At 58.1% G+C, this 24,062-nt stretch carries 19 protein-coding genes and 1 pseudogene; 9 read left to right on the forward strand and 11 right to left on the reverse strand.

Features of this window, described 5'->3' with window-relative positions; genetic code table 11:
- The first annotated feature begins 6 nt into the window (after nt 1-6).
- From aat to infA, 3 genes are all read left to right on the forward strand, one after another.
- Nucleotides 7-714, forward strand: coding sequence for a leucyl/phenylalanyl-tRNA--protein transferase (gene aat / locus ACPW74_RS10730; RefSeq protein ID WP_039039162.1), 708 nt, complete (start codon nt 7-9; stop codon nt 712-714).
- Complete coding sequence (locus ACPW74_RS10735) at nt 711-1,427, forward strand: arginyltransferase (protein ID WP_125117240.1); 717 nt, start codon at nt 711-713, stop codon at nt 1,425-1,427. Before aat ends, ACPW74_RS10735 begins: the two co-directional genes overlap by 4 nt.
- 68 nt (nt 1,428-1,495) lie before the next feature.
- Nucleotides 1,496-1,714, forward strand: coding sequence for a translation initiation factor IF-1 (infA, locus tag ACPW74_RS10740; RefSeq protein ID WP_005300033.1), 219 nt, complete (start codon nt 1,496-1,498; stop codon nt 1,712-1,714).
- A gap of 69 nt (nt 1,715-1,783) precedes the next feature.
- On the opposite strand, the gene clpA is transcribed toward infA, so the two are convergent.
- Nucleotides 1,784-4,036 (reverse strand): ATP-dependent Clp protease ATP-binding subunit ClpA, encoded by a 2,253-nt coding sequence (gene clpA / locus ACPW74_RS10745; protein ID WP_125117239.1) that lies wholly within the window; start codon nt 4,034-4,036, stop codon nt 1,784-1,786.
- A 60-nt stretch (nt 4,037-4,096) separates the two neighbouring features.
- The gene (gene clpS / locus ACPW74_RS10750; protein ID WP_005325410.1) at nt 4,097-4,414 is read right to left on the reverse strand and encodes an ATP-dependent Clp protease adapter ClpS; all 318 of its coding nucleotides are present in this window, start codon (nt 4,412-4,414) and stop codon (nt 4,097-4,099) included.
- 228 nt (nt 4,415-4,642) lie between these two features.
- On the opposite strand from clpS, the gene cspD reads away from it, so the two are divergent.
- Nucleotides 4,643-4,861 carry a cold shock-like protein CspD gene (gene cspD, locus ACPW74_RS10755; RefSeq protein ID WP_010674510.1) on the forward strand — a complete coding sequence of 73 codons (219 nt, stop codon included), beginning with the start codon at nt 4,643-4,645 and terminating at the stop codon, nt 4,859-4,861.
- Nucleotides 4,862-4,977: 116 nt separating this feature from the next.
- On the opposite strand, the gene asd is transcribed toward cspD, so the two are convergent.
- Complete coding sequence (gene asd, locus ACPW74_RS10760) at nt 4,978-6,090, reverse strand: aspartate-semialdehyde dehydrogenase (protein WP_104455834.1); 1,113 nt, start codon at nt 6,088-6,090, stop codon at nt 4,978-4,980.
- A 340-nt stretch (nt 6,091-6,430) separates the two neighbouring features.
- Here asd and sugE point away from each other — a divergent pair, with 340 nt between their 5' ends.
- On the forward strand, nt 6,431-6,745 hold the full coding sequence (sugE, locus tag ACPW74_RS10765) for a quaternary ammonium compound efflux SMR transporter SugE (protein ID WP_041215293.1): 315 nt from the start codon (nt 6,431-6,433) through the stop codon (nt 6,743-6,745).
- A gap of 216 nt (nt 6,746-6,961) precedes the next feature.
- Here the strand turns inward: sugE and ACPW74_RS10770 are convergent, their stop codons facing one another.
- Nucleotides 6,962-7,645 (reverse strand): B3/B4 domain-containing protein, encoded by a 684-nt coding sequence (locus ACPW74_RS10770; protein WP_125117238.1) that lies wholly within the window; start codon nt 7,643-7,645, stop codon nt 6,962-6,964.
- 334 nt (nt 7,646-7,979) lie between these two features.
- On the opposite strand from ACPW74_RS10770, the gene ycaO reads away from it, so the two are divergent.
- The 3 genes from ycaO (at nt 7,980) to pflB (ending at nt 13,295) form a co-directional block, all read left to right on the forward strand.
- A complete protein-coding gene (ycaO, locus tag ACPW74_RS10775) occupies nt 7,980-9,740 on the forward strand; it encodes a 30S ribosomal protein S12 methylthiotransferase accessory factor YcaO (protein ID WP_103260004.1) in 1,761 nt (586 codons plus the stop codon).
- A 382-nt stretch (nt 9,741-10,122) separates the two neighbouring features.
- Nucleotides 10,123-10,971, forward strand: coding sequence for a formate transporter FocA (gene focA / locus ACPW74_RS10780; RefSeq protein ID WP_200164719.1), 849 nt, complete (start codon nt 10,123-10,125; stop codon nt 10,969-10,971).
- Between the two features lie 41 nt (nt 10,972-11,012).
- A complete protein-coding gene (gene pflB, locus ACPW74_RS10785; protein WP_125117236.1) occupies nt 11,013-13,295 on the forward strand; it encodes a formate C-acetyltransferase in 2,283 nt (760 codons plus the stop codon).
- Between the two features lie 673 nt (nt 13,296-13,968).
- Here the strand turns inward: pflB and ACPW74_RS10790 are convergent.
- Nucleotides 13,969-14,424 (reverse strand): YcgN family cysteine cluster protein, encoded by a 456-nt coding sequence (locus tag ACPW74_RS10790; protein WP_010674503.1) that lies wholly within the window; start codon nt 14,422-14,424, stop codon nt 13,969-13,971.
- Between the two features lie 617 nt (nt 14,425-15,041).
- Between ACPW74_RS10790 and ACPW74_RS10795 the strand changes: the two genes are divergently transcribed.
- Nucleotides 15,042-15,797, forward strand: coding sequence for an NYN domain-containing protein (locus tag ACPW74_RS10795; RefSeq protein ID WP_010674502.1), 756 nt, complete (start codon nt 15,042-15,044; stop codon nt 15,795-15,797).
- Nucleotides 15,798-15,958: 161 nt separating this feature from the next.
- Here the strand turns inward: ACPW74_RS10795 and ACPW74_RS10800 are convergent, their stop codons facing one another.
- The 6 genes and pseudogenes from ACPW74_RS10800 to sucA form a co-directional block, all read right to left on the reverse strand.
- Nucleotides 15,959-16,366: a hypothetical protein gene (locus ACPW74_RS10800; RefSeq protein ID WP_125117235.1), complete on the reverse strand. Its 408-nt coding sequence runs from the start codon at nt 16,364-16,366 to the stop codon at nt 15,959-15,961.
- Nucleotides 16,367-16,508: 142 nt separating this feature from the next.
- A pseudogene (locus ACPW74_RS10805) lies at nt 16,509-17,548 on the reverse strand (IS481-like element ISAs19 family transposase).
- 204 nt (nt 17,549-17,752) lie between these two features.
- Nucleotides 17,753-18,625: a succinate--CoA ligase subunit alpha gene (gene sucD / locus ACPW74_RS10810; RefSeq protein ID WP_005300222.1), complete on the reverse strand. Its 873-nt coding sequence runs from the start codon at nt 18,623-18,625 to the stop codon at nt 17,753-17,755.
- Nucleotides 18,625-19,791, reverse strand: a complete 1,167-nt coding sequence (gene sucC, locus ACPW74_RS10815) for an ADP-forming succinate--CoA ligase subunit beta (protein WP_005300220.1) — start codon at nt 19,789-19,791, stop codon at nt 18,625-18,627. The genes sucD and sucC overlap by 1 nt, the downstream gene beginning before the upstream one ends.
- 108 nt (nt 19,792-19,899) lie before the next feature.
- Nucleotides 19,900-21,093 carry a 2-oxoglutarate dehydrogenase complex dihydrolipoyllysine-residue succinyltransferase gene (odhB, locus tag ACPW74_RS10820; protein WP_052816296.1) on the reverse strand — a complete coding sequence of 398 codons (1,194 nt, stop codon included), beginning with the start codon at nt 21,091-21,093 and terminating at the stop codon, nt 19,900-19,902.
- A gap of 87 nt (nt 21,094-21,180) precedes the next feature.
- Complete coding sequence (gene sucA, locus ACPW74_RS10825) at nt 21,181-23,991, reverse strand: 2-oxoglutarate dehydrogenase E1 component (protein ID WP_010674498.1); 2,811 nt, start codon at nt 23,989-23,991, stop codon at nt 21,181-21,183.
- Between the last annotated feature and the right edge of the window lie 71 nt (nt 23,992-24,062).

Consider the following 24,062-nt stretch of genomic DNA (forward strand, 5'->3'; position numbering starts at 1 on the left):
TGCCTTATGTCTCGCTATCTTACCGAACTGGATGATGAGCTGTGCTGGTTTCCCTCCCCCAGCCATGCGCTGGAAGAGCCCAACGGGCTGCTCGCGATTGGGGGAGATCTCTCCCCCGCTCGATTGCTGGCAGCTTATCACAGCGGAATCTTTCCATGGAATGAACCCCATCAGCCACTGCTGTGGTGGTCACCGGACCCCAGGGGAGTCATCGTGCCCGAGGAACTCCACATCGGCCGCAGCCTGCAGAAGTGTTTGCGCCGCACCCCCTTCGAGATTTACATCAATCGCGCCTTTGATGACGTCATTGCAGCCTGCGCCGCGCCCCGTCGCACCGCCAGCGGCACCTGGATAAGTGCCCCCATGATCGACGCCTATCGGCGCCTTCATCGTCTCGGTCATGCCCACTCCATCGAGATCTGGCAGGATGATCAGTTGCAGGCAGGTCTCTATGGCCTCTCTCTGGGCCGACTCTTTTGTGGTGAATCCATGTTCAGCCGCATCGACAATGGCGCCAAACTGGCCATGGTGGCCCTCTGTCGCCACTTTGCAGGGCACGGCGGTGCCCTCATCGACTGCCAGATGCAAAACGATTTTCTGGCCACGCTGGGCGTCCAGGAGTGGCCAAGGCAGCGCTTTCTGACCACCCTGGCCACCCTGACCCGGCAACCGTTGCAAGAGGGATGCTGGCAACCGAGGAGAATCAGCCTATGAGTGAAGAAGTGATCCTCAAGGTCGGGCTGACCCCCAAGCACCCGTGCAGCTACCTCGGTCACGAGCAGGAGCAGTTGCTGGTCCTGATGGACCATGAATTGCTCAACGCCGCCGGGTACGAACGGCTGCTGACGGCAGGATTCCGGCGCAGTGGCAACGACATCTATCGTCCTCACTGCCCCGCCTGCAGCGCCTGCCAATCCTTGCGCATACACAGTGAACGCTTCACCCCGAGCCGTGGGCAGAAACGCATCCGCCAGTTGAACCGAGATCTCGAACTCGTACTGAGCTATGACGACAAGCCCGAGTATTACCAGCTCTATGAACGCTATATCCGTGAGCGTCATCGGGATGGCAGCATGTATCCACCGAGCCGGACCCAATACAAGGGGTTCCTGCACTGCGACTGGATGCCCCCCCTTTATCTGGAGATACGCAAGGAGGGTCGCCTCATCGGCGTGGCCACCACGGACCTGCTTCCCCACTCCCTAAGCGCCATGTACACCTTCTTCGACCCCGACTATGCCGACCGGTCGCTCGGCACCTTCGCCATCCTGAGCCAGTTGGAACTGGCCAGACGTACCGGTCGTCAGTGGCTCTATCTGGGGTATCTGGTGGAGGAGTGCCGCAAGATGAATTACAAGCGCCAATACCTGCCCCATGAGCTGCTGGTACAGGGCGAATGGAAAAAAATCGACACCAAGCCCGAGTAAACTTTACACATAGCCTTAAATCCGGCATGATCCAGCGGTTTTTTGTTGTGGCTTATCAAGAGGATTCAATGGCTAAAGAAGACAGTATTGAGATGCAGGGTACCATTCTCGAAACCTTGCCCAATACCATGTTCCGTGTGGAACTGGAAAATGGTCACGTGGTTATCGCTCATATTTCCGGCAAGATGCGCAAAAACTACATCCGTATCCTGACTGGGGACAAAGTAACGGTGGCTCTGACTCCGTACGATCTCTCCAAGGGACGTATTGTTTTCCGCTCTCGCTAAGCCAGGAATTCAGCAAAAAACCCCAGCCTCTCGGTTGGGGTTTTTTGTCATTTCCGGCCTTGCTCACAGTCAGTGAGAGACAGCTTCAACGTTGACCTGAAAATCAAAGCTGAGGCTGTTGTTCACCAGCTCAACCTTCACAATACCGCCATCGACCAGGGAACCGAACAGGATCTCGTTGGCCAGGGGCTTCTTGAGGTGCTCCTGAATGACCCGGCCCATGGGTCTTGCTCCCATTGCCCTGTCATACCCTTTCTCTGCCAACCAGTGGCGCGCCTCTTCAGACACCTCCAGTGAAACGCCCTTGGCATCCAGCTGAACCTGCAGCTCGACGATGAACTTGTCGACCACCTGATGGATCACTCCCATGTCGAGATGGTTGAACCAGATGGTGTGATCGAGCCGGTTGCGGAACTCCGGACTGAACGTCTTGTTGATCACCGCCATGGCATCGTGGCTCATGTCCTGCTGCTGGAAGCCGATGGACTTGCGCTGGGTCTCCTGAACCCCTGCGTTGGTGGTCATCACCAGGATCACATTGCGAAAATCTGCCTTGCGCCCGTTGTTGTCCGTCAGGGTACCGTTGTCCATCACCTGCAGCAGCAAGTTGAAGACATCCGGATGCGCCTTCTCGATCTCGTCAAGCAGCACGACGGAGTGCGGATGCTTGAGGACCGAGTCGGTCAACAGCCCTCCCTGCTCGAATCCCACGTAACCGGGAGGAGCCCCGATCAACCGGGACACGGTATGGCGTTCCATGTATTCCGACATGTCAAATCGCAATACCTCGACCCCGAGCGCCTTGCCCAGTTGCTGGGTCACTTCGGTCTTGCCCACCCCGGTCGGGCCGGCAAACAGGAAGCACCCCACAGGCCGGCGTTCGTTGCCAAGCCCTGAACGAGACAACCGAATGGCATCGGTCAGCACCTCGATGGCCTTGTCCTGCCCGAACACCACCATCTTGAGATTGCGCTCCAGATTCTTCAGCACCTCCTTGTCGGAGGAGGAGACAGATTTCTCTGGTATACGGGCAATCTTGGCAACAATTGCCTCGATTTCCGGCACATTGATCACCTTCTTGCGCTTGCTGACGGGCAAGAGGCGTTGCCCTGCCCCCGCTTCGTCGATGACGTCGATGGCCTTGTCAGGCAGATGGCGATCATTGATGTACTTGGCGGAAAGCTCTACCGCCGCCCGGATCGCCTTGACGGTGTAACGCACGCCATGGTGAGACTCATAACGGCTCTTGAGTCCCATCAGAATGCGAGTGGTGTCGTCTACTGTGGGTTCGACGATGTCGATCTTCTGGAAGCGGCGAGCCAGGGCCCTGTCCTTCTCGAAGATCTGGGCATATTCCTGGTAGGTGGTGGAGCCCACGCAGCGCAGCAAACCATTGGAGAGCAGCGGCTTGATGAGGTTGGCCGCATCCAGCTGGCCACCGGAAGCCGCACCGGCCCCAATGATGGTGTGGATCTCGTCGATGAAGAGGATGGCCCCCTCCTGACGCTCGATCTGCTTGAGCAGCACCTTGAGGCGCTTCTCGAAGTCACCACGATACTTGGTGCCCGCCAGCAGGGAGCCCATGTCCAGGGAGTAGATGGTGCTACCCGCAATCACCTCGGGCACATCCCCCTTGACGATACGGTAGGCAAGCCCTTCGGCGATGGCGGTCTTGCCCACACCGGCTTCCCCGACCAGCAAGGGGTTGTTCTTGCGGCGGCGGCACAATACCTGAATGGTGCGATTGAGCTCCTGATCACGGCCGATGAGCGGATCGATACGCCCCTCCAGCACCAGCTGGTTGAGGTTGGTGGCAAAGCTTTCTATCTGGGCAGAGGATACCTCGTCATCAGATTCCGCATTGTTGCCACCACTCTCGGGCTTGTTGACCTTGCGCACCCCGTGGGACAGGAAGTTCACCACATCCAGGCGGCTTATTTCGGCTTTTTTCAGGAAGTAGGCGGCCTGGGACTCTTGTTCGCTGAAGATGGCGACCAGGACATTGGCACCGCTCACCTCGGTATTGCCGGACGACTGGACATGGAAGACGGCACGTTGCAGCACGCGCTGGAAGCCCAGCGTCGGCTGGGTTTCCCTGTCTTCGTCGTCACGGGGGATGAGCGGGGTCGTTTGATTGATGAAGGCGCGGATCTCTTTGCGCATCTGTTCCACATCCGCACCACATGAACTCAGCGCCTCATGGGCTGAGCTGTTATCCAGCAGGGCCAACAACAGGTGCTCGACGGTCATGAATTCGTGGCGCTCGTCACGGGCCAGCTTGAAAGCCTCGTTCAGCGTCTTTTCTAGATCTTTGTTCAACATAGGCACCTCCCCTCAGTACAGCAACAATGCGGTGTCGTTATCGCCATCAAGTCATCAGATTCAAGCCTTTTCCATGGTACATAGCAGTGGATGTTCGTTGTTACGTGAATAGGTGTTGACCTGGACCACTTTGGTCTCGGCAATCTCGGCGGTAAATGTGCCGCAGACTCCCTTACCACTATAATGCACGCTCAGCATCACCTGAGTGGCCTTCTCCAGATCCATACCAAAGAACCTTTGCAGCACCTCCACCACGAACTCCATCGGTGTGTAGTCGTCGTTGTTCAGGACGACCTTGTACATGGGTGGCGGTTGCAGCTTCGTTTTCTCTGCCTCTGCAATCTCTTCATTAGCAAAGAGTTCTTTCTGCTTGCTCATAGTTGCGCTTTGGTACCTCTAGATTACTACCGTGTCGCTCAAGATTGTCAATAGACTTGTTAACCAGATCACATCGGTTGTTAACAACTTCTTGACTCGCTTAAAAGTTGGACTAGATTGGTTACTTGCTAATCGGCGCCCGTCTGCTACGGGGTCATGCCCTAGTTATATAAGGCTGGCGCAGGTTACTCAACGACTTCAGGGTAATCAATAAAAGGATGTAGATGTATGGCAACCGGAACAGTCAAGTGGTTCAACAACGCAAAAGGATTTGGGTTTATCTGTCCGGAAGGCGGTGGTGAAGATATCTTCGCTCACTACTCCACGATTCAAATGGAAGGTTACAAGACCTTGAAAGCAGGTCAGGCAGTCAACTTTGAACTGCAGCAGGGGCCGAAAGGAAATCATGCCTCTGTCATCGTGCCAAACGAAGCACAGAACATCTAAGAGTCAAACTGGATAAATTAAAAAGCGGCATCCCAAGGGATGCCGCTTTTTTATGGACAGGCACGAAGAGGGGAACAAGAAAGGCCAGGCCTTCCTTGTTCCCTGCTGCAGCTACCTCAGCGGGCCAGCAGGATGTTCAGCATGCGACGCAGCGGCTCGGCGGCGCCCCACAGCAACTGGTCACCCACGGTAAAGGCGGCCAGGTATTCCGGGCCCATGTTGAGCTTGCGCAGACGACCGACCGGGATGCTGAGGGTGCCGGTGACGGCAGCCGGGGTCAGCTCGCGGGCGGTGATGTCGCGATCATTCGGGATCACCTTGACCCAGTCGTTGTGAGCGGCCAGCAGAGCTTCGATCTCCGCGAGGGGCACATCTTTTTTCAACTTGATGGTGAAGGCCTGGCTGTGGCAGCGCAGGGCGCCGATCCGCACACACAGACCATCCACCGGGATGGCTGCACCGTCGATGCCGAGGATCTTGTTGGTCTCAGCCTGACCCTTCCACTCTTCGCGGCTCTGGCCGTTGTCGAGCTTGGTGTCGATCCAAGGAATGAGGCCACCGGCCAGCGGCACACCGAAATTGTCCACCGGCAGGGTGCCGGAGCGGGTCTTCTCGGTGATCTTGCGCTCGATGTCGAGGATGGCGGAGGCGGGATCCGCCAGCTCCACCGCCACTTCATCCCGCAGCATGCCCATCTGGGTGACCAGCTCGCGCATATGGCGGGCACCACCACCGGAGGCCGCCTGATAGGTGGCCACGCTCACCCACTCCACCAGATCGGCCTTGAACAGGCCACCCAGGGCCAGCAGCATCAGGCTGACGGTGCAGTTGCCGCCAACGAAAGTCTTGATGCCGTTGTTCAGGGCATCTTCAATGACGTCGCCGTTGACCGGATCCAGGATGATGACCGCGTCCTTCTCCATGCGCAGGGAGGAGGCAGCGTCAATCCAGTAGCCCTGCCAGCCCGCGGCTTTCAGGCGCGGATAGACATCCTTGGTGTAGTCGCCGCCCTGGGCGGTGATGATGACGTCCTGTGCGGCCAGCGCCTCGAGATCGAAGGCGTCCTGCAGGGTGCCGGCATCGACGCCAAAATTGGGGGCGGCCTCACCGGCCTGGGAGGTGGTGAAGAAGGTGGGTTGAATGCGGGCAAAATCCTTCTCTTCCTGCATCCGGCTCATCAAGACCGAACCCACCATGCCACGCCAACCGACCAAACCTACTTTTTTCATAATGTCCTACCCTGGATAGCTGCTTATAGAAATCGTGTGTGGTACCCGTGACCCCCTGCCTTGGCGCCAGCCGTTTACAAGGGATTCACAATATATGAGTTGCAAAAAATGCGTCTGTCCACATTACGGATTGTGACGGCGGGCGCAAGTCGAATTGCGCAATATTCTGTGCCATTCGCTGCAATATCCGTCGGCCTGGCCGACCTGCGGGCAGCCGGTTGGCATCCTGCCTCCAGTTGGGGCATCATTGAGACCGACCGGCAGCCCCGCTGCCCCTCGGGGACGGCCCCGAGGCCTCCTGATACGCAGGGACGACCCTGCTTCCTGCGGAATCTGCCTTATGTCGTGGTTGCTCCTGCTGTTGGCCGGCCTGTTCGAGGTCGCCTGGGCCATCGGCCTCAAATACACCGACGGTTTCAGCCGTCCCCTCCCCACCCTGCTGACCCTGATCGCCATGGCCGTGAGCGTGCTGCTGCTCGCCATGGCGGTCAAACAGCTGCCCCTTGGCACCGCCTATGCGGTCTGGACCGGCATCGGCGCAGTCGGCACCGTGCTGATGGGGATCTGGCTGTTCAACGAACCGGCCACCCTGGCCCGGGTGCTCTGCCTGCTGCTCATCATCGTCGGCATTCTGGGTCTGAAATTCATCGGTTAGGCGCGCTGAAAGGGCCGGGTACACCGGCCCCGACTTGGCAAGCTCCAGGGGACGATGTCAGCCCGGCGTGTTGCCGTGTTCCTCTGCTTGCTGATGTATTCGCAGGCGGTGGGTAAAGGCGGGCGGCACAGACGTGGCATGGCGAGCAAGATCCGACCCATGACCGCCCGGGCGAACATGGGGCGCCTCCTTTTATCTTTTCGTCTGCTCCTTCAATCACTCCACCAGCGTCTGCTCGATGCGGGCCCCAGGCATCATCTGCGTGAGACCGGCAATCAGCCTGTCGCCGGCCTCCCACAAGGCCGTGCGCGGCATCGGCGGCAGACACTCCAGAATGAACCACATCCGGGGGGAAGAGAGGCTCAGGCGAGTGCGGATCCCCTGGCGCCAGTTCCAGCGGCGACAGGTGACGCCGAGATCGTCCCGCCACACCACCTCTCCGGGAGCCGGTGCCTCCTCGGCTGGCAGCCCTTCTTTGAGGGTGTCAAAGCATTCGCTGCCATCGGCAATCACCAGGCGCGGCGTCCCCACATAGGCCGCCAGATCCTCCCCGCCCACGGGAATGGCATACTCGATGCTGATAGCGTTGTAGAGATCGACCACGGGATCGATGGCGGGCAAGACGCCATCGCGCAGCACCCGCTTGCGCAATGCCTGGGCCGAGCAGGGCGTGCGGGCAGGCTTGGCGCCAAACCCCTTGAACACCTGATCCCAGGCGGTCAGATGTTCAAGGGCCCAGGGGGCCTCGTCGGTGCCAAGGGCCGCACATGCCCGGGCCAGGGCCCGCTCCCCCACCAGAGTGTCAATCACGGGGGCGGCTTCCACCACGATGCTGAGGGCACAAAAACCCGGCGCCAACCTGGCTATCTCGGGGTCGATACGGGGGATCATCGGGAACATTCAGCACTCCTGGTCAAGGCTCATCAAGACGGGGTGGCGGAACGGGCGCAGGCGCTCCCTCTTTTCCTCCCCCCACCAACGGTTGACGCCATGATGAAGGGCACAGGGTCATAATAAAATTTACTTTATCTTAATTGTGTTAAGTAAAACTGATGGCCCAACCCTCTTTCCCATGAAAAATCACCGCCCCGCAGCGCACCGCCCGGCCCCACTACCACACCCCGCCCATCCAATGCAGACCAGGGCAAGCCCACACCATTGCCCTGGCCGCTTTCCCCGTCACTCATGCTATTATCTGCGTCCAAACATGAGCCCATAAAATCAGGATATTGTGATGACCGACCACACTTTTATTCCCGGCAAGGACGCAGCGCTGGAAGACTCCATCGAACGCTTCCAGACCAAGCTGCAAGCCCTGGGGTTTGATATCGAAGAGGCCTCCTGGCTCAACCCCGTGCCCAACGTCTGGTCCGTGCACATCCGGGACAAGGAGTGCGCCCTCTGCTTCACCAACGGCAAGGGTGCCAGCAAGAAGGCGGCGCTCGCCTCCGCCCTTGGCGAGTATTTCGAGCGTCTCTCCACCAACTACTTCTTCGCCGACTTCTACCTAGGCGAGCAGGTCGCCAATGGCGACTTCGTCCACTACCCGAACGAGAAGTGGTTCCCCATCGAGGGGGATCAGCTTCCCACAGGTCTGCTCGACTCCTTCACCCGCAAGTTCTACAACCCGGACGGTGAAGTGACCGCCGACATGCTGGTGGACCTGCAATCCGGCAACGAGGAGCGCGGCATCGTCGCCCTGCCCTTCGAGCGTCAGTCCGACCACCAGACCGTCTACATCCCGATGAACATCGTCGGCAACCTGTATGTCTCCAACGGCATGAGCGCCGGCAACACCCGCACCGAAGCCCGCACCCAGGGGCTGTCGGAAGTGTTCGAGCGCCACGTGAAGAACAAGATCATCGCCGAGGCCATCAGCCTGCCCCAGATCCCGGGCGAGGTCATCGCCCGTTACCCCGGCATCAAGGCGTCCATCGATGCACTGGAGGCCGAAGGCTTCCCCATCTACAGCTTCGATGCCTCCCTCGGCGGCCGTTATCCGGTCATCTGCGTGGTGCTGCTCAACCCGAGCAACGGCACCTGCTTTGCCTCCTTCGGCGCCCACCCGCGCTTCGAGGTCGCCTTCGAGCGCACCGTCACCGAACTGCTGCAAGGGCGCAGCCTCAAGGATCTGGACGTCTTCGTGCCGCCGTCGTTTGACAACGAGCAGGTGGCGGATCACCACAACCTGGAGACCCACTTCATCGACTCCTCCGGCCTCATCAGCTGGGATCTGTTCAAGGAAGAGTCCGACTTCGAGTTTGCCGACTGGGACTTCCGTGGCACCTCGCAAGAGGAGTTCGACCACCTGATCGGCATCTTCCACGAGCTGGAGCAGCCGGTCTACATCGCCGACTACGAGCACCTGGGTGTCTACGCCTGCCGTATCCTGGTGCCCGGCATGTCCGACATCTATCCGGTGGAAGATCTGCTGCTGGCCAACAACACCATGGGGGCCCACCTGCGGGAAACCATCCTGGCGCTGCCGGCGCTCGAGTGGGACGCAGAGCAGTACATGGCCCTGTTCGACCAGCTGGATGAAGAGGGTCACGACGAGCGGACCCGGGTGCGCGAGCTGCTCGGCATCGCCGCCGCCAAGGGCACTGCCCTGCACACCCTGCGCGTCGGTGAGCTCAAAGCCATGCTGGCGCTGGCCGCAGGCGACCTGGAGAGCGCCCTCGACCTCATCGACTGGACCATGGAGTTCAACCAGTCGGTGTTCCCGGCCGATCGCGCCGCTTACTACCGCGCCCTGCGCGCCTGCGTCGAGCTGTTCCTGGACGAGGATCGCGACCCCGAGCAATACCGCCCGGTATTCGCCCGCATGTTCGGGGAAGAGACCCTGGCACAGGCCTGGGCCAATGCCCGCGGCGAGGCGCGCTTCCACGGTCTGGAAGCCGCCGATCTGTCCCTCTCCCAGTTCCCGTTGCACCAGAAACTGCTGGCCGCTTACGAGAAATTGCAAAAAGCCAAACGAATCCATACCTGGAACTGATATGCTAGTGTGACGAAGGGGCCTTATGGCCCCTTCTGTTTTATGGTCTACGCTTTGGCTGGCCTTTATTCAAAGATGAAATAAAAGACAAAAAATACCTCTTAGGGGGTTGTTAATTTGATGCCCATGGTGCAGGGGTTCCGCAAAGGTGCCTTGCCGGTACTTTTTTAGAGATGCCGTTTATAAGTTCTTAAAAATCAGAATATTAATAAATTTTTCACTTCTGTTTCACCTGAAACCTGGTGTAAAGAGAAGCTTCCGGACGACGAAAAATCCTGTAGTAAAATTACATTCACAATCTGTAATTCTTGATCGGAGTCAATTTTGGGGATCTGCCCCTTTGTTATGATTTCCACAGGCAAAATATGCAGGTACATGAGAATTGAAAGCAGAATCACCCTTTGATTGTCTCAAGCCCGAAGCCATCGCCGCACTGGCCGAAGACATTACCTATGCCAAGGCCACCAAGCCCGCATACAAGACTATTCCTCTGGCCATCACGGCAGGCGCCTTCATCGCCATCGCCTTCGTCTTCTATATCACCGTCACTACCGGCTCAAGCGGCATGTCCTGGGGTATGGCCAAGCTGGTCGGTGGTCTCTGCTTCTCCCTCGGCCTCATCCTCTGTGTGCTGCTCGGTGCCGAGCTGTTCACCTCCACCACCCTGACCCTGGTGGCCAAGGCGGCCAATCGAATCAGCTGGGCCCAGTTGCTCAAGAACTGGGGACTGGTCTACTTCGGCAACCTCATCGGCGGACTCATCATCGTCGGGCTCATCATCATGTCGGCGGAATACACGGCGGCGGATGGCCAGTGGGGGCTGAACGCCATGAAAGTGGCCCAGCACAAGATCCACCACACCTTCTTCGAGGCCGTGGCCCTCGGCATCCTCTGCAACCTCATGGTGTGTCTCGCCGTGTGGATGGCCTTCGGCGCCCGCAGCGCCACCGACAAGGTGATGGTGATGCTGCTCCCCGTCGCCATGTTCGTGGCCTCCGGTTTCGAGCACAGCATCGCAAACATGTTTATGATCCCGGTCGGTATCGCCATCCACAGCGTCGCGAGCCCGGAATTCTGGCAGGCCATCGGCCAGGATCCGGCGACCTTTGCCGACCTGACCGTGTCCAACTTCGTCCTGCACAACCTCATCCCTGTCACCATAGGTAATATCATTGGTGGTGGCGTCATGGTTGGGCTGACTTACTGGTTTATCTTCCGTCGCCATCATTAAGGATGGCGGCAGACACATAAATACCTTGAGAGGTAATGAAAATGGCAGAACTTAACGAACAGTTCCAAAAAGCATGGGAAGGCTTCGCAGCCGGTGAATGGCAGACCTCTGTCAACACCCGTGACTTCATCCAGAAGAACTACACCCCGTATGAAGGTGACGAGTCCTTCCTGGCTGGTGCGACCGAAGCCACCACCAAGCTGTGGGACAAGGTCATGGAAGGCATCAAGATCGAGAACCGCACTCACGCGCCGGTCGATTTTGATACCGACCTGCCCTCCACCATTACCGCTCACGATGCCGGCTATATCGACCAGAGCCTGGAGCAGATCGTCGGTCTGCAGACTGACAAGCCGCTCAAGCGCGCCATCATCGCCAACGGCGGTATCAAGATGGTCAAGACCTCTTGCGAAGTGTACGGTCGCCAGCTTGACCCCATGGTCGAGAAGATCTTCACCGAGTACCGCAAGACTCACAACCAGGGCGTGTTCGACGTCTACACCAAAGACATCCTGAACTGCCGCAAGTCCGGCGTCATCACCGGTCTGCCGGATGCCTACGGCCGTGGCCGTATCATCGGTGACTACCGTCGTGTTGCCCTGTACGGTATCGACTTCCTGATGGCCGACAAACTGGCCCAGTTCAAGTCCCTGCAGGCCGATCTGGAAAACGGTGTCAACCTGGAAGCCACCATCCGTCTGCGCGAAGAGATCTCCGAGCAGCACCGTGCCCTGGCCCAGATGAAGGTGATGGCTGCCAAATATGGCTGCGACATTTCCGTACCGGCCAAGACCGCCAAAGAAGCCGTCCAGTGGACCTACTTCGCCTACCTGGCGGCGGTCAAGTCCCAGAACGGCGCGGCCATGTCCTTCGGTCGTACCTCCAGCTTCCTGGACATCTACATCGAGCGTGACCTGCAAAAGGGTCTGATCACCGAGCAAGAAGCCCAGGAGCTGATGGACCACATGGTCATGAAGCTGCGTATGGTTCGCTTCCTGCGTACCCCGGAATACGATTCACTGTTCTCCGGCGACCCGATGTGGGCCACCGAGACCCTGGCCGGTATGGGCGTTGATGGCCGTACCCTGGTCACCAAGAACAGCTTCCGTATGCTGAATACCCTGTACACCATGGGCCCGTCCCCTGAGCCGAACCTGACCATCCTGTGGTCCGAGAAGCTGCCGGTCGGTTTCAAGAAGTACTGTGCCAAGGTATCCATCGAGACCTCTTCCGTTCAGTACGAGAACGACGACCTGATGCGTCCGGACTTCAACAACGATGACTACGCCATCGCTTGCTGTGTGTCCCCGATGATCGTCGGCAAACAGATGCAGTTCTTCGGTGCCCGTGCCAACCTGGCCAAGACCATGCTGTATGCAATCAACGGTGGTATGGACGAGAAGCTCAAGATCCAGGTCGGTCCGAAGACCGAAATGGTCACCTCCGAGTACCTCGACTACAACGACGTGATGGACAGACTGGATCACTTCATGGACTGGCTGGCCAAGCAGTATGTCGCCGCCCTGAACATCATCCACTACATGCACGACAAGTACAGCTACGAAGCCTCCCTGATGGCGCTGCACGACCGTGACGTCTATCGCACCATGGCCTGCGGTATCGCCGGTCTGTCCGTAGCCGCTGACTCCCTGTCTGCCATCAAGTACGCCAAGGTCAAGCCGGTACGTGATGCCGATGGCGTCTCCATCGACTTCGAAATCGAAGGCGAGTACCCGCAGTTCGGCAACAACGACGCTCGCGTCGATGACATCGCCTGCGACCTGGTCGAGCGCTTCATGAAGAAGATTCAGAAGCTGAACACCTACCGTGGTGCCGTGGCTACCCAGTCCGTGCTGACCATCACCTCCAACGTGGTGTACGGCAAGAAGACCGGTAATACCCCGGATGGTCGTCGCGCCGGTGCGCCGTTCGGCCCGGGTGCCAACCCGATGCACGGTCGTGATCAGAAGGGTGCCGTTGCTTCCCTGACTTCCGTTGCCAAGCTGCCGTTCGCCTACGCCAAAGATGGTATCTCCTATACCTTCTCCATCGTGCCGAACGCGCTGGGCAAAGACATTGAAGCCCAGAAAGCCAACTTGGCCGGCCTGATGGATGGTTACTTCCACCACGAAGCCAACCTGGAAGGTGGTCAGCACCTGAACGTCAACGTGATGAACCGTGAAATGCTGCTGGACGCCATGGAAAACCCGGAGAAATATCCGCAGTTGACCATCCGCGTATCCGGTTATGCCGTTCGCTTCAACTCCTTGACCAAGGAGCAACAGCAAGACGTCATCACCCGTACCTTCACCGCTTCTCTGTAATAGAGTCTCGGAGAACAAAAACCGGCGCCAAGGCGCCGGTTTTTTTATGGCTGTTTGGCAGTGTGCAAGCCGCTTCCCACCTCCCAGGCCGGCTGGCTCGTGGGCTCTGAGCCGCAGGCTCGGCCAGACGTTAGCCTCCTAACGCCCCTCTCTATGATGCCCCTCTCCACTCCTCTCCTGCGCTTGATGCACGGATGTGCCCACCGGCACTCAGGCACTCAGGCACTCAGGCACTCAGGCACTCAGGCACTCAGGCACTCAGGTACTCAGAACAGCAGAACAGCAGAACAGCAGAACAGCAGAACAGCAGAACAGCAGAACAGCAGAACAGAGAAACGTTATCGTCGCGGACGCTGTAAAACATCCCCCGCCCCCTTCCCTCTCCCCTTGGGAGAGGGCCAGGCTGAGGAGAACAACACTACATCGCCAGAAGACGCCAGAAAGCAACAAGGGCAGCGGAGTGTGGACTCTGCTGCCCTTGTGTCTAAAAGCGATTGAACGAATACAGACGGCGTTAGAGACGGCTTCTCATCCCCCTCACTACGTTCATCTCACAGCAGAACTTTACACTACCTTTATCACAAAAACGCATCCCTTATATCCCAAAAACAACAGGGGCAGCGAAGTCTCACTCCCCTGCCCCTGTAGTAAGCAATAAACGGCGGATTAAGGCTTAGCTCGCCCAGGTAATGATATGGTCGGCCCAGTCACCAGCCTGCGCCTCGTGCACTACCTTGCCGCGCACCGACTGGCCAGCCTGGTGCATGGCGCTGCGGCTGCCGGTGATAAGCGGATGCCACTCTGGCAGGCCCTGCCCCTCCGCCAGCAGGCGATAGGCGCAGGTGGAGGGCAGCCAGTTGAACTCGGCAATCTTGTCGTGGGTGATCTGCAGGCAGTCCGGCTCTTTTTTAAAGCGGTTGCCGTAGTCGGAGCACTGGCAGGTCTTGGTATTGAGCAGGTTGCAGGCCACGTTGGTGAACACCAGCTCCTCGGTGTCCTCGTCGATCAGCTTGTTCAGACAGCACTTGCCGCAGCCGTCGCACAGAGACTCCCACTCCGTCATGGTCATCTGCTGCAGGCTCTTCGCCTGCCAAAAGGGGGCGGTCTGCACGGGTTCACTCTGCTGCATAAAAGTTAGCTCACTCAATACACTGACAAGCGCGTGGTTATACGCCCTATGGCCCGATTTTTCAAGGTTGGTGGCGGTTTCGCCTATGAACTCTAGGTCGGTATTCTGGAACAGATCAACGATCCCCACGTTACTCACATCGTCTTTTACAGCAAGACCGATTTACCCAATCAAGGCTAAGCCTGCCATGCACTGCGAGCAAAGCGAAATGCCGTAAGCCCGGCGCCTTTGCCTGCAACATGCAGACTATTGGGTCCGCATTTTTATGACGCGAGTGATAGCCAGCCCTGATAGCGAGGAACGTTGTGCAAGGGTCAATAAGCGGGAGCTAACCTGAGTTCGGCTTGGCACTTTGCCTCAAATCGGGGGGGCATTGGCCACCAGCGTGGCCAGCGGGTTGCCCCAAACAGCGGCAGGATTGATTCACCAGCGCAACAGCATTAGCCAACTTAGTTGCAGCAGCGTAACAATCTTGGGCTGTTTGTCACTGGTGGCTGGAGACGCTTGTGGCATAATACATTTCCCGAACGTCCGAATACGCTTCATTATTCGAACCTACGGCTAAGTAGTATAATGGAATCACTGCTCATAAAATAATTTTATGCACGGAGGCTTTCATGAAAGATAAAGAAAAAATAGCCGTATTTATTGATGCTGATAATGCACCGGCAGGTAAGATAGATATTGTTCTTTCAGAATTAGCTCGATACGGCGTTGTAAACATTAGAAAAGCATATGGTAACTGGAAAAACCCGAATATTAAACCATGGGAAGATGTACTACACGATTATGCTATACAACCAGTACAACAATTTGATTTAACAAAGGGTAAGAATGCTACAGACATGGCATTAGTCATTGATGTCATGGACGTCATATACACAAAACACATTGACATAATATGCCTTGTGTCATCAGATTGTGATTTTACACCTTTAGTTACTAGAACACTTGCTGATGGAAAATTCGTCATCGGATTTGGAGAGCGAAAAGCACCATTACCATTCGTCAATAGTTGCTCTCGATTTCTATATCTTGATGCAGAACCGGCTCTGGAACAACCCATTCAAAAACAAAGTAAAAATATAAAGGGGGACACAAAACTCATCAATTTACTCAGGCAAGCAATAGATGCTATTGGCGAAGATGATGGCTGGGCCATGCTTGGCGAGATTGGCAACCACATTTCAAACCATGCTTCATTTGATCAACGAAACTACGGATTTAGAAAACTGAGCGATCTATTCCAGTCCATCGATCTCTTCGAGATGAAAAAGACAAATGGTTCAGTTATTTGGGTTAGAGACAAAAGAAAAGCAAAACAACTGAATAAGTCCACGACGCCCTTACAATCCGCAGCAAGTAAAAACTAATCATAAGTCTCTATGGTCGAAGAACGAAACGAGCTCTGACACGCAAAATATACTCCCTAATAAATTCAGCCAATAAGTTGGCATCTTCGTTAGGGAGTTATCTGAAGTGATAAAATAAACCATCACCTCGCTAAAAGATACATTATTTGTCATTAAAAGCTTTAACGTGATTGAACCAACCCTAAAAACAATCTAACGCTAGGATAAGATATAATAGCTCCGAACACAGCGATACCAACCCCCAGCTCCCGACAATAACCAATCGACAGCATATAGTTTGAAAATATCCACAGGAGACCACTCGCTTTCCCACTAAATGTCATTATTTCACATGAATCAGCCAAAACAATATTGGTACCGATAAGCACAAAACCGGCGCCGGCAGAAAAGACCAGCAACGCATGACCAATGACAAAGAGCTGGGCCCGCTTATCGCCATCAGAAAAATAAATGCCAAACCAGAATAAAACCAGAGATAACGGGAACAGGTTAAATGCAATCCAATCAATCACTCTGGTAGAGGATGAACTATCAAAAATGACTGCATTGCCGGTAACAACAAGCAACATGATAAACAGCAGAAAAAACCACCTCATTGTTTCACCCAAGCACCAAGAACGACGATATGATTGTTATATCCTCATCTGCTGAACTTGCGAAGCTGTACAGATCTAGTTATCACCTGACACCGGCCTCAAACCGGTGTCTTGTTTACGCTACTTTAGTGCGCACTTCCTTCGGTATCAATTTCAGACCCTTCTTGAACATGCTGTAGGGGGTCTGACCCTCCATCATCCTGCCCTGATGTGGCCGCTCGGTGTTGTAGTGTTCCAGGTAGCTATCCAGGTCTGTCTGCATCTGCTCCACTGATTCATACCAGGTCGTCCTCCCCTTGATACGGAAGTGCTCATCCAGCAGTGTGCGGTGCAACCGCTCGATAAAGCCATTGCTCTGCGGCCTGCGTACCTTGGTGGTCCGGTGCTCAATCCCCTCCAGTTGCAGGAACAGCTCGTAGGGATGATGGTCAGGGCGCCCACAGAACTCGCGCCCGTTGTCCGACAAGATGGTATAGACCCGAGCCTCATGGGCTTCGAAGAACGGAGGACCGTTTCGTTGAGCACATGAACCGAGGTCACCGGCAGCTTGCTGGTGTAGAGCCGTCCCCAGGCGTGGCGGCTGTAGCAGTCCAGCACGGTTTGCAGATACACCTTGCCTACCCCCTTGAGTGCGCCGACGAAGAAGGTGTCGACCGCCACCAGTTCCCCGGTGTAGTGAACCTCAATTTGGCGTTCGCGAAACTCGGGGCTGAAGCGCTCGAGCAGGCGGATCTGCTCGTCATTGAGCTCAATCGTCTGTTCCCTGTGGGTTTTCTCGAGGCGCAACAAGCGGTCATGCTTGGAGAGCAAGTCGTGACGTTGCCACACGCCACGCACACCGCCCGCACTGACGTTGATGCCTTGCAGAGCCAGTTCTTGCGCGACCCGCAGCGGGCCATGGGTTGGTCTGGTGAGGGAGTAATCGAGGATGGCCTGTTCAATCTCGGGAGCGACCCGGTTGGGATGCGCCCCTTTACAGCCGGGGAGTTTGTCGAGCAAGCCCTCAGCCCCATAGGTCTGGTAGTTACGGCGAATCTCGTAGAACTGCTGGCGGCTGTAGCCGATGAGCTTGCAGGCTTTGCTGACATTATTGAGCTCTTTGGCGAGCTCTAGCAGGCTGAGTTTGCGACGTGCTACTTTCTCGTTGGTGGTCATACGGTGACTCCGGATAACACGGTAGGGGTACCGTTTTGTTATCCGGTTTGAAGCCGTATGACCACTCCCTTTTGTGGGCAACTGTCAGGTGAATACCATCTCCATACATTCTGACATTCACGAACACCGATTACTATTTAAGATAGTCAGCCATAAAAAAGCCGCCCATTGGGCGGCTTTTTCAATTAGAGATAATAGGCTGACTTACCAGCCGGTCACTTCACGCAGGGCCTTGCCGATATCGGCCAGGGAGCGCACGGTTTTCACGCCGGCATCTTCCAGGGCGGCAAATTTCTCTGCTGCCGTGCCTTTGCCACCGGCGATGATGGCGCCCGCATGACCCATGCGCTTGCCAGCCGGGGCGGTGACGCCCGCGATGTAGGAGACCACCGGCTTGGTGACGTGGGCCTTGATGTAGGCCGCCGCGTCTTCCTCGGCGTTGCCGCCGATCTCGCCGATCATCACGATGGCTTCGGTCTGCGGGTCATTCTGGAACATCTCCAGGATGTCGATGAAGTTGGAACCCGGGATGGGGTCGCCACCGATACCGACGCAGGTGGACTGGCCGAAGCCCTCGTCCGTGGTCTGCTTGACCGCTTCGTAGGTCAGGGTGCCGGAGCGGGAGACGATGCCCACCTTGCCCGGCTTGTGGATGTGGCCCGGCATGATGCCAATCTTGCACTCACCCGGGGTGATGACACCCGGGCAGTTGGGGCCGATCATGCGCACGCCGGTTTCCTGCAGCTTCACCTTGACGTCCAGCATGTCCAGGGTCGGGATGCCTTCGGTGATGGTGACGATGAGCTTGATACCGGCATCGATGGCTTCCAGGATGGCGTCCTTGCAGAACGGGGCCGGTACATAGATGACGGAGGCGGTGGCGCCGGTGGCTTCCACGGCGTCACGGACAGTGTTGAACACCGGCAGGCCCAGGTGGGTGGTGCCACCCTTGCCCGGGGAGACGCCGCCGACCATCTGGGTACCGTAGGCAATGGCCTGTTCGGAGTGGAAGGTACCCTGACCGCCGGTAAAGCCCTGGCAGATCACCTTGGTGTCTTTGTTGATCAGAACGCTCATTATTTGGCCTCCGCTGCTTTTACCACTTGCTGAGCTGCGTCAGTCAGACTCGTTGCGGCGATGATATTGAGGCCGCTGTCGGCCAGTTTACGGGCACCCAGTTCGGCGTTGTTGCCTTCCAGACGCACCACCACGGGCACTTTCACCCCCACTTCCTTGACGGCGCCGATGATGCCTTCCGCGATCATGTCGCAGCGCACGATGCCGCCAAAGATGTTGACCAGCACGGCTTGTACCTTGCTGTCGGAGAGGATGATCTTGAAGGCCTCGGTCACGCGCTCCTTGGTGGCGCCGCCGCCGACGTCCAGGAAGTTGGCCGGGGAACCGCCGTGCAGGTTGACGATGTCCATGGTGCCCATGGCCAGGCCCGCGCCGTTGACCATGCAGCCGATGTTGCCATCGAGCGCCACATAGTTCAGCTCCCACTGGGCGGCGTGCGCTTCGCGGGGGTCATCCTGGGACGGGTCGTGCATCTCGCGCAGCTTGGGCTGACGGTACAGGGCGTTGGCGTCGATGTTGATCTTGCCGTCCAGGCAGTGCAGGTTGCCCTTGTCGGTGATGACCAGGGGGTTGATCTCCAGCAGGGCGAAGTCGCAGTCCAGGAACATCTGGCCCAGGCCCATGAAGATCTTGGTGAACTGCTTGATCTGATCGCCGACCAGACCCAGCTTGAAGGCCAGCTCGCGGGCCTGATAAGGCTGCGGGCCTACCAGGGGATCGATGGCAGCCTTGTGAATGAGTTCCGGGGTTTCGTGGGCGACTTTCTCAATCTCCACACCACCTTCGGTGGAAGCCATGAAGACCACGCGGCGAGAGCCACGGTCAACCACGGCGCCCAGGTACAGTTCCTTGGCGATGTCGGTGCAGGACTCCACCAGGATCTTGGTAACCGGCTGACCATTGGCGTCAGTCTGATAGGTCACCAGGTTCTTGCCGAGCCAGTTCTGGGCGAAGGCGCGGATCTCGTCCTTGCTCTTGGCCAGCTTGACGCCGCCCGCCTTGCCGCGGCCACCGGCGTGGACCTGGCACTTGACGACCCAGGTGTTGCCGCCAATCTTGTCGGCCGCTTCGGCCGCTTCCTGCGGGGTGGCACAGGCATAACCTTCGGAGACCGGCAGGCCATACTCGGCAAACAGCTGTTTTGCCTGATATTCATGCAGATTCATAGATGCTCTATCCGTGTTGTAGGTATTTCCGTCCGGGGCTCGTGTTTCTCAATCCCCTGTGAATGGGGGGGCCTGGGCGGCCCCTCGTTATCTTTCAGTCACGCTTGCTCAGACATCCAGCAGCAGACGGGTCGGGTCTTCCAGGAGCTCCTTGATGGAGACCAGGAAGCCCACGGACTCGCGGCCGTCGATGATGCGGTGATCGTAGGAGAGCGCCAGGTACATCATCGGCAGGATCTCGACCTTGCCGTCGACGGCCATGGGGCGGTCCTGGATCTTGTGCATACCCAGAATGGCGCTCTGGGGCGGGTTGATGATGGGGGTGGACATCAGGGAGCCGAACACGCCGCCGTTGGTGATGGTGAAGTTGCCGCCAGTCAGTTCATCCACGGTCAGCTTGCCGTCACGGCCCTTGCCGGCCAGATCCTTGATGGCCTTCTCGATGTCCGCCAGGCTCATGTTGTCGCAGTCGCGCAGCACCGGGGTCACCAGACCACGGGGGGTGGAGACGGCGATGCTGATGTCGAAGTAGTTGTGGTAGACGATGTCGTCACCGTCCAGCGCCGCGTTCACTTCCGGGTAGCGCTTGAGGGATTCGACCACGGCCTTCACATAGAAGGACATGAAGCCGAGCTTGATGCCGTGCTTCTTCTCGAAGATCTCGCCGTACTGCTTGCGCAGCTTCATGATGGGCGCCATGTTGATCTCGTTGAAAGTGGTCAGCATGGCGGTGGTGTTCTTGGCCTCCAGCAGACGCTCGGCGATGCGCTTGCGCAGACGGGTCATGGGCACACGCTTCTCGGTGCGACCGGCCAGCGGGGCAACCGGTGCGGCAGCCATAGGAGCGGCAGCAGCCGGCGCAGCCACGGGAGCCTTGCCCAGATTCTTGATGAAGGCTTCCACGTCTTCCTTGGTGACACGACCCCCCTTGCCGGTGCCGGTCAGCTTGGCGACGTCGATGTCGTGCTCGGCCACCATGCGGCGCACGGACGGGCTCAGGCCATCGGCAGCGTCATCGGCCACGGCTTCCACCGGCTTCTCGCTGGTCGCTTCACCGGCAACGGGGGCCGGCTTAAGCATGGCGATCAGCTGGCGGGAGAGCACGGTGGCCCCTTCGCTCTGCAGGATGTCGCCCAGTACGCCGGCTTCCGGCGCGGGCACTTCCAGCACGACTTTATCGGTTTCGATGTCAACCAGCACTTCGTCACGGGCAACCAGATCACCCGGTTTCTTGTGCCAGGTCGCGATGGTGGCATCCGCCACTGATTCCGGCAGGTCCGGTACCTTGATCTCGATAGTCATGTAATCAGTTCCTTGTTACTTCTTGGCCAGCAGGCTTGTTCCAGGTCAGAGAGGGTCCCGACACGGGCCCTCTCATCCACAACTCGTTCATTCCAGGGTAAGGGCGTCTTCCACCAGGGCTTTTTGCTGCTTGGCGTGGACGGACATGTAACCGACGGCCGGTGAAGCCGACGCCGGGCGACCGGCATAACGCAGACGGGCATGGCTTGGCAGCACGCTGTCGTAGTGATGACGGGTGCTGTACCAGGCGCCCTGGTTCTGCGGCTCTTCCTGACACCAGACGAAGTCGGTGACATGGCTGTAATCGGCCAGGATGGCGCGCACTTCCTCTTCCGGGAAGGGGTAGAGCTGCTCGATCCGTACCAGGGCCACGTCCTGCTGCTCGGCCTTGCGACGGGCATCGAGCAGGTCGTAGTAGACCTTGCCGGAGCAGAAGACCACGCGCTTGACGCCTTTGGGATCCAGCGCATCGATCTCGCCAATGGCGTTCTGGAAGGTGCCCTCTGCCAGCTCTTCGAGCTTGCTCACCGCCAGCGGGTGGCGCAGCAGGGATTTGGGCGTCATCACGATGAGCGGACGGCGCATGGGGCGTACCACCTGGCGACGCAGCATGTGGAACACCTGCGCCGGGGTGGAGGGCACGCACACCTGCATGTTGTGCTGGGCGCACATCTGCAGGTAACGCTCCAGACGGGCGGAGGAGTGCTCCGGGCCCTGACCCTCGTAACCATGGGGCAGCAGCATGGTCAGGCCGCACATCCGGCCCCACTTCTGCTCGCCGGAGGAGAGGAACTGATCCACCACCACCTGGGCGCAGTTGGCGAAGTCACCAAACTGGGCTTCCCAGATGGTGAGACCGGCCGGCTCCGCGCTGGCGTAGCCATATTCAAACGCCAGTACCGCGTTCTCGGTCAGCACGGAGTCGTACACCTCGAACGGGCCCTGCTCGTCATGCAGGTTGCACAGCGGGGTGTAGGTGCTGGCATCGGTCTGGCTGTGCAGCACGGCGTGGCGATGGAAGAAGGTGCCACGCCCGGAGTCTTCCCCGGTGAAGCGAATGCGGGAGCCCTTGTCCACCAGGGTGGCGTAGGCCAGGGTCTCGGCAAAGCCCCAGTCCACCAGCTTCTCACCGGCGGCCATCAGGCGACGGTCTTCGTAGATCTTCTCGACCTGGCGTTGCAGCACATGGGTGGCCGGGTACTGGCTGATGCGCTCACCCAGGGCCTTCAGATGATCCATGGGCACAGTGCTGTCATAGGCCATGGCCCAGTCGTGACCCAGATACGGGGTCCAGTCCACGGAGTGCAGCTCCATGGGGCGCCACTCCTTGCTCACCCGTTCGCCCCGATCCAGGGTGTCGCGATAGTCGTTGACCAGGGTGGTGGCCAGCTCCGGCGCGATGGCTCCTTCGGCGATCAGCTGATCGGCGTAGATCTTGCGCGGGGTCGGGTGCTGCTTGATCTTCTGGTACATCAGGGGCTGAGTCGCGCTCGGCTCGTCGGCCTCGTTGTGACCGTGACGACGGTAGCAGACCAGCTCGATCACCACGTCGCGCTTGAAGGTGTTGCGGTAATCCAGGGCAATCTGGGTCACCAGCACCACGGCTTCCGGGTCATCCCCGTTGACGTGCAGCACAGGGGCCTGCACCGCCTTGGCGATGTCGGTGCAATATTCGGTGGAGCGCAGGTCACGGATATAGGAGGTGGTGAAGCCTACCTGGTTGTTGATGACGATGCGCACCGTGCCGCCCACGCCATAGGCTCGGGTCTGGGACATGTTGAAGGTCTCGGCAACGACCCCCTGCCCCGCGATAGCGGAGTCACCGTGGATGGTGATGGGCAGGACGCTGGAGCCGTCCTTGTCACCGCGACGGTCCATACGGGCACGCACGGAGCCGATGACCACGGGGTTGACGATCTCGAGGTGAGACGGGTTGAACGCCAGCGCCAGGTGGACGTTGCCGCCCGGGGTGGCGAAGTCGGAGGAGAAGCCCATGTGGTACTTCACGTCTCCTGTGCCCCAAGATTCGCCGTGCTTGCCGGCAAACTCGTCGAACAGGTCCTGGGCGCGCTTGCCCAGCACGTTGATGAGCACGTTGAGGCGACCACGGTGGGCCATGCCGATGACGGCTTCCTTGCAACCCTGCTCACCGGCGCGGCGAATAAGCTCTTTGAGCATGGGCACCATGGCATCGCCCCCTTCCAGGGAGAAACGCTTGGCCCCCGGGAACTTGGCACCCAGGTATTTTTCCAGCCCTTCGGCGGCGGTCAGGCTCTCGAGGAAGCGGGTCTTCTCTTCGAGGGTATAGTTGCCCTTCCCTTCGATGGATTCCAGCCTGTCTTGCAGCCAGCGCTTCTCCTCGGTGGAGGTGAGGTGCATGTAGTCGGCGCCGATGCTGCCGCAATAGGTTTTCTTCAGCGAGGCATACAGATCGGAGAGCACCATGGTCTCGCGACCGATGGCGTAGGAGCCCACATTGAAGGTGGCCTCCATGTCTGCACCTTGCAGATTGTGGAAGGCCGGGTCCAGCTCGGCGACCGGCTCGCGCTGCCACAGACCCAGGGGGTCCAGGTTGGCGTTCTGGTGACCGCGGAAACGGAAGGCGTTGATCAGTTGAAGTACGCGAACCTGCTTGGCATCCACCTGGGGATCGGAGACGGGAGCGCTGTAACGGGAGGAGTCCTTGGCCAGGCGGCGGAAATAGTCGCGAACCTGGGAGTGGGGTTGTTCTACTGCATGTCCGTTGACCTGGGGCAGCGACTGGAACAGGCTGCGCCATTCGTCGGCAACGGAGTCGGGGTTTTCCAGGAAGGATTCGTACAAATCCTCAATGTAGCTTGCATTCGCACCAGCCAGGTGAGATGACTCCAACCAGGCCTTCATCACGCCGTTATGCATTTCTATCCCTTGTACATCTTGTTCGCTGCACTGCAGCTTGTAGGGTCATAGCCATCCCGGGGCGGGATGGC

The sequence above is a fragment of the Aeromonas sp. INTO2 genome (assembly GCF_049860605.1).
GTDB classification, from domain to species: domain Bacteria; phylum Pseudomonadota; class Gammaproteobacteria; order Enterobacterales; family Aeromonadaceae; genus Aeromonas; species Aeromonas caviae.

Excerpts from the sequence above, each read along its gene's own strand:
- clpS (WP_005325410.1), bottom strand. The coding sequence starts at position 4,414 with ATGAGCAAGCAGAAAGAACTCTTTGCTAATGAAGAGATTGCAGAGGCA.
- sucD (WP_005300222.1), bottom strand. The coding sequence starts at position 18,625 with ATGAGCGTTCTGATCAACAAAGACACCAAGGTGATCTGCCAGGGCTTT.
- aat (WP_039039162.1), top strand. The coding sequence starts at position 7 with ATGTCTCGCTATCTTACCGAACTGGATGATGAGCTGTGCTGGTTTCCC.
- asd (WP_104455834.1), bottom strand. The coding sequence starts at position 6,090 with ATGAAAAAAGTAGGTTTGGTCGGTTGGCGTGGCATGGTGGGTTCGGTC.
- odhB (WP_052816296.1), bottom strand. The coding sequence starts at position 21,093 with ATGACTATCGAGATCAAGGTACCGGACCTGCCGGAATCAGTGGCGGAT.
- sucC (WP_005300220.1), bottom strand. The coding sequence starts at position 19,791 with ATGAATCTGCATGAATATCAGGCAAAACAGCTGTTTGCCGAGTATGGC.
- ACPW74_RS10735 (WP_125117240.1), top strand. The coding sequence starts at position 711 with ATGAGTGAAGAAGTGATCCTCAAGGTCGGGCTGACCCCCAAGCACCCG.
- ycaO (WP_103260004.1), top strand. The coding sequence starts at position 7,980 with ATGACCGACCACACTTTTATTCCCGGCAAGGACGCAGCGCTGGAAGAC.
- infA (WP_005300033.1), top strand. The coding sequence starts at position 1,496 with ATGGCTAAAGAAGACAGTATTGAGATGCAGGGTACCATTCTCGAAACC.
- ACPW74_RS10795 (WP_010674502.1), top strand. The coding sequence starts at position 15,042 with ATGAAAGATAAAGAAAAAATAGCCGTATTTATTGATGCTGATAATGCA.
- sucA (WP_010674498.1), bottom strand. The coding sequence starts at position 23,991 with ATGCATAACGGCGTGATGAAGGCCTGGTTGGAGTCATCTCACCTGGCT.
- ACPW74_RS10790 (WP_010674503.1), bottom strand. The coding sequence starts at position 14,424 with ATGCAGCAGAGTGAACCCGTGCAGACCGCCCCCTTTTGGCAGGCGAAG.
- clpA (WP_125117239.1), bottom strand. The coding sequence starts at position 4,036 with ATGTTGAACAAAGATCTAGAAAAGACGCTGAACGAGGCTTTCAAGCTG.
- pflB (WP_125117236.1), top strand. The coding sequence starts at position 11,013 with ATGGCAGAACTTAACGAACAGTTCCAAAAAGCATGGGAAGGCTTCGCA.
- cspD (WP_010674510.1), top strand. The coding sequence starts at position 4,643 with ATGGCAACCGGAACAGTCAAGTGGTTCAACAACGCAAAAGGATTTGGG.
- ACPW74_RS10800 (WP_125117235.1), bottom strand. The coding sequence starts at position 16,366 with ATGTTGCTTGTTGTTACCGGCAATGCAGTCATTTTTGATAGTTCATCC.
- sugE (WP_041215293.1), top strand. The coding sequence starts at position 6,431 with ATGTCGTGGTTGCTCCTGCTGTTGGCCGGCCTGTTCGAGGTCGCCTGG.
- ACPW74_RS10770 (WP_125117238.1), bottom strand. The coding sequence starts at position 7,645 with ATGTTCCCGATGATCCCCCGTATCGACCCCGAGATAGCCAGGTTGGCG.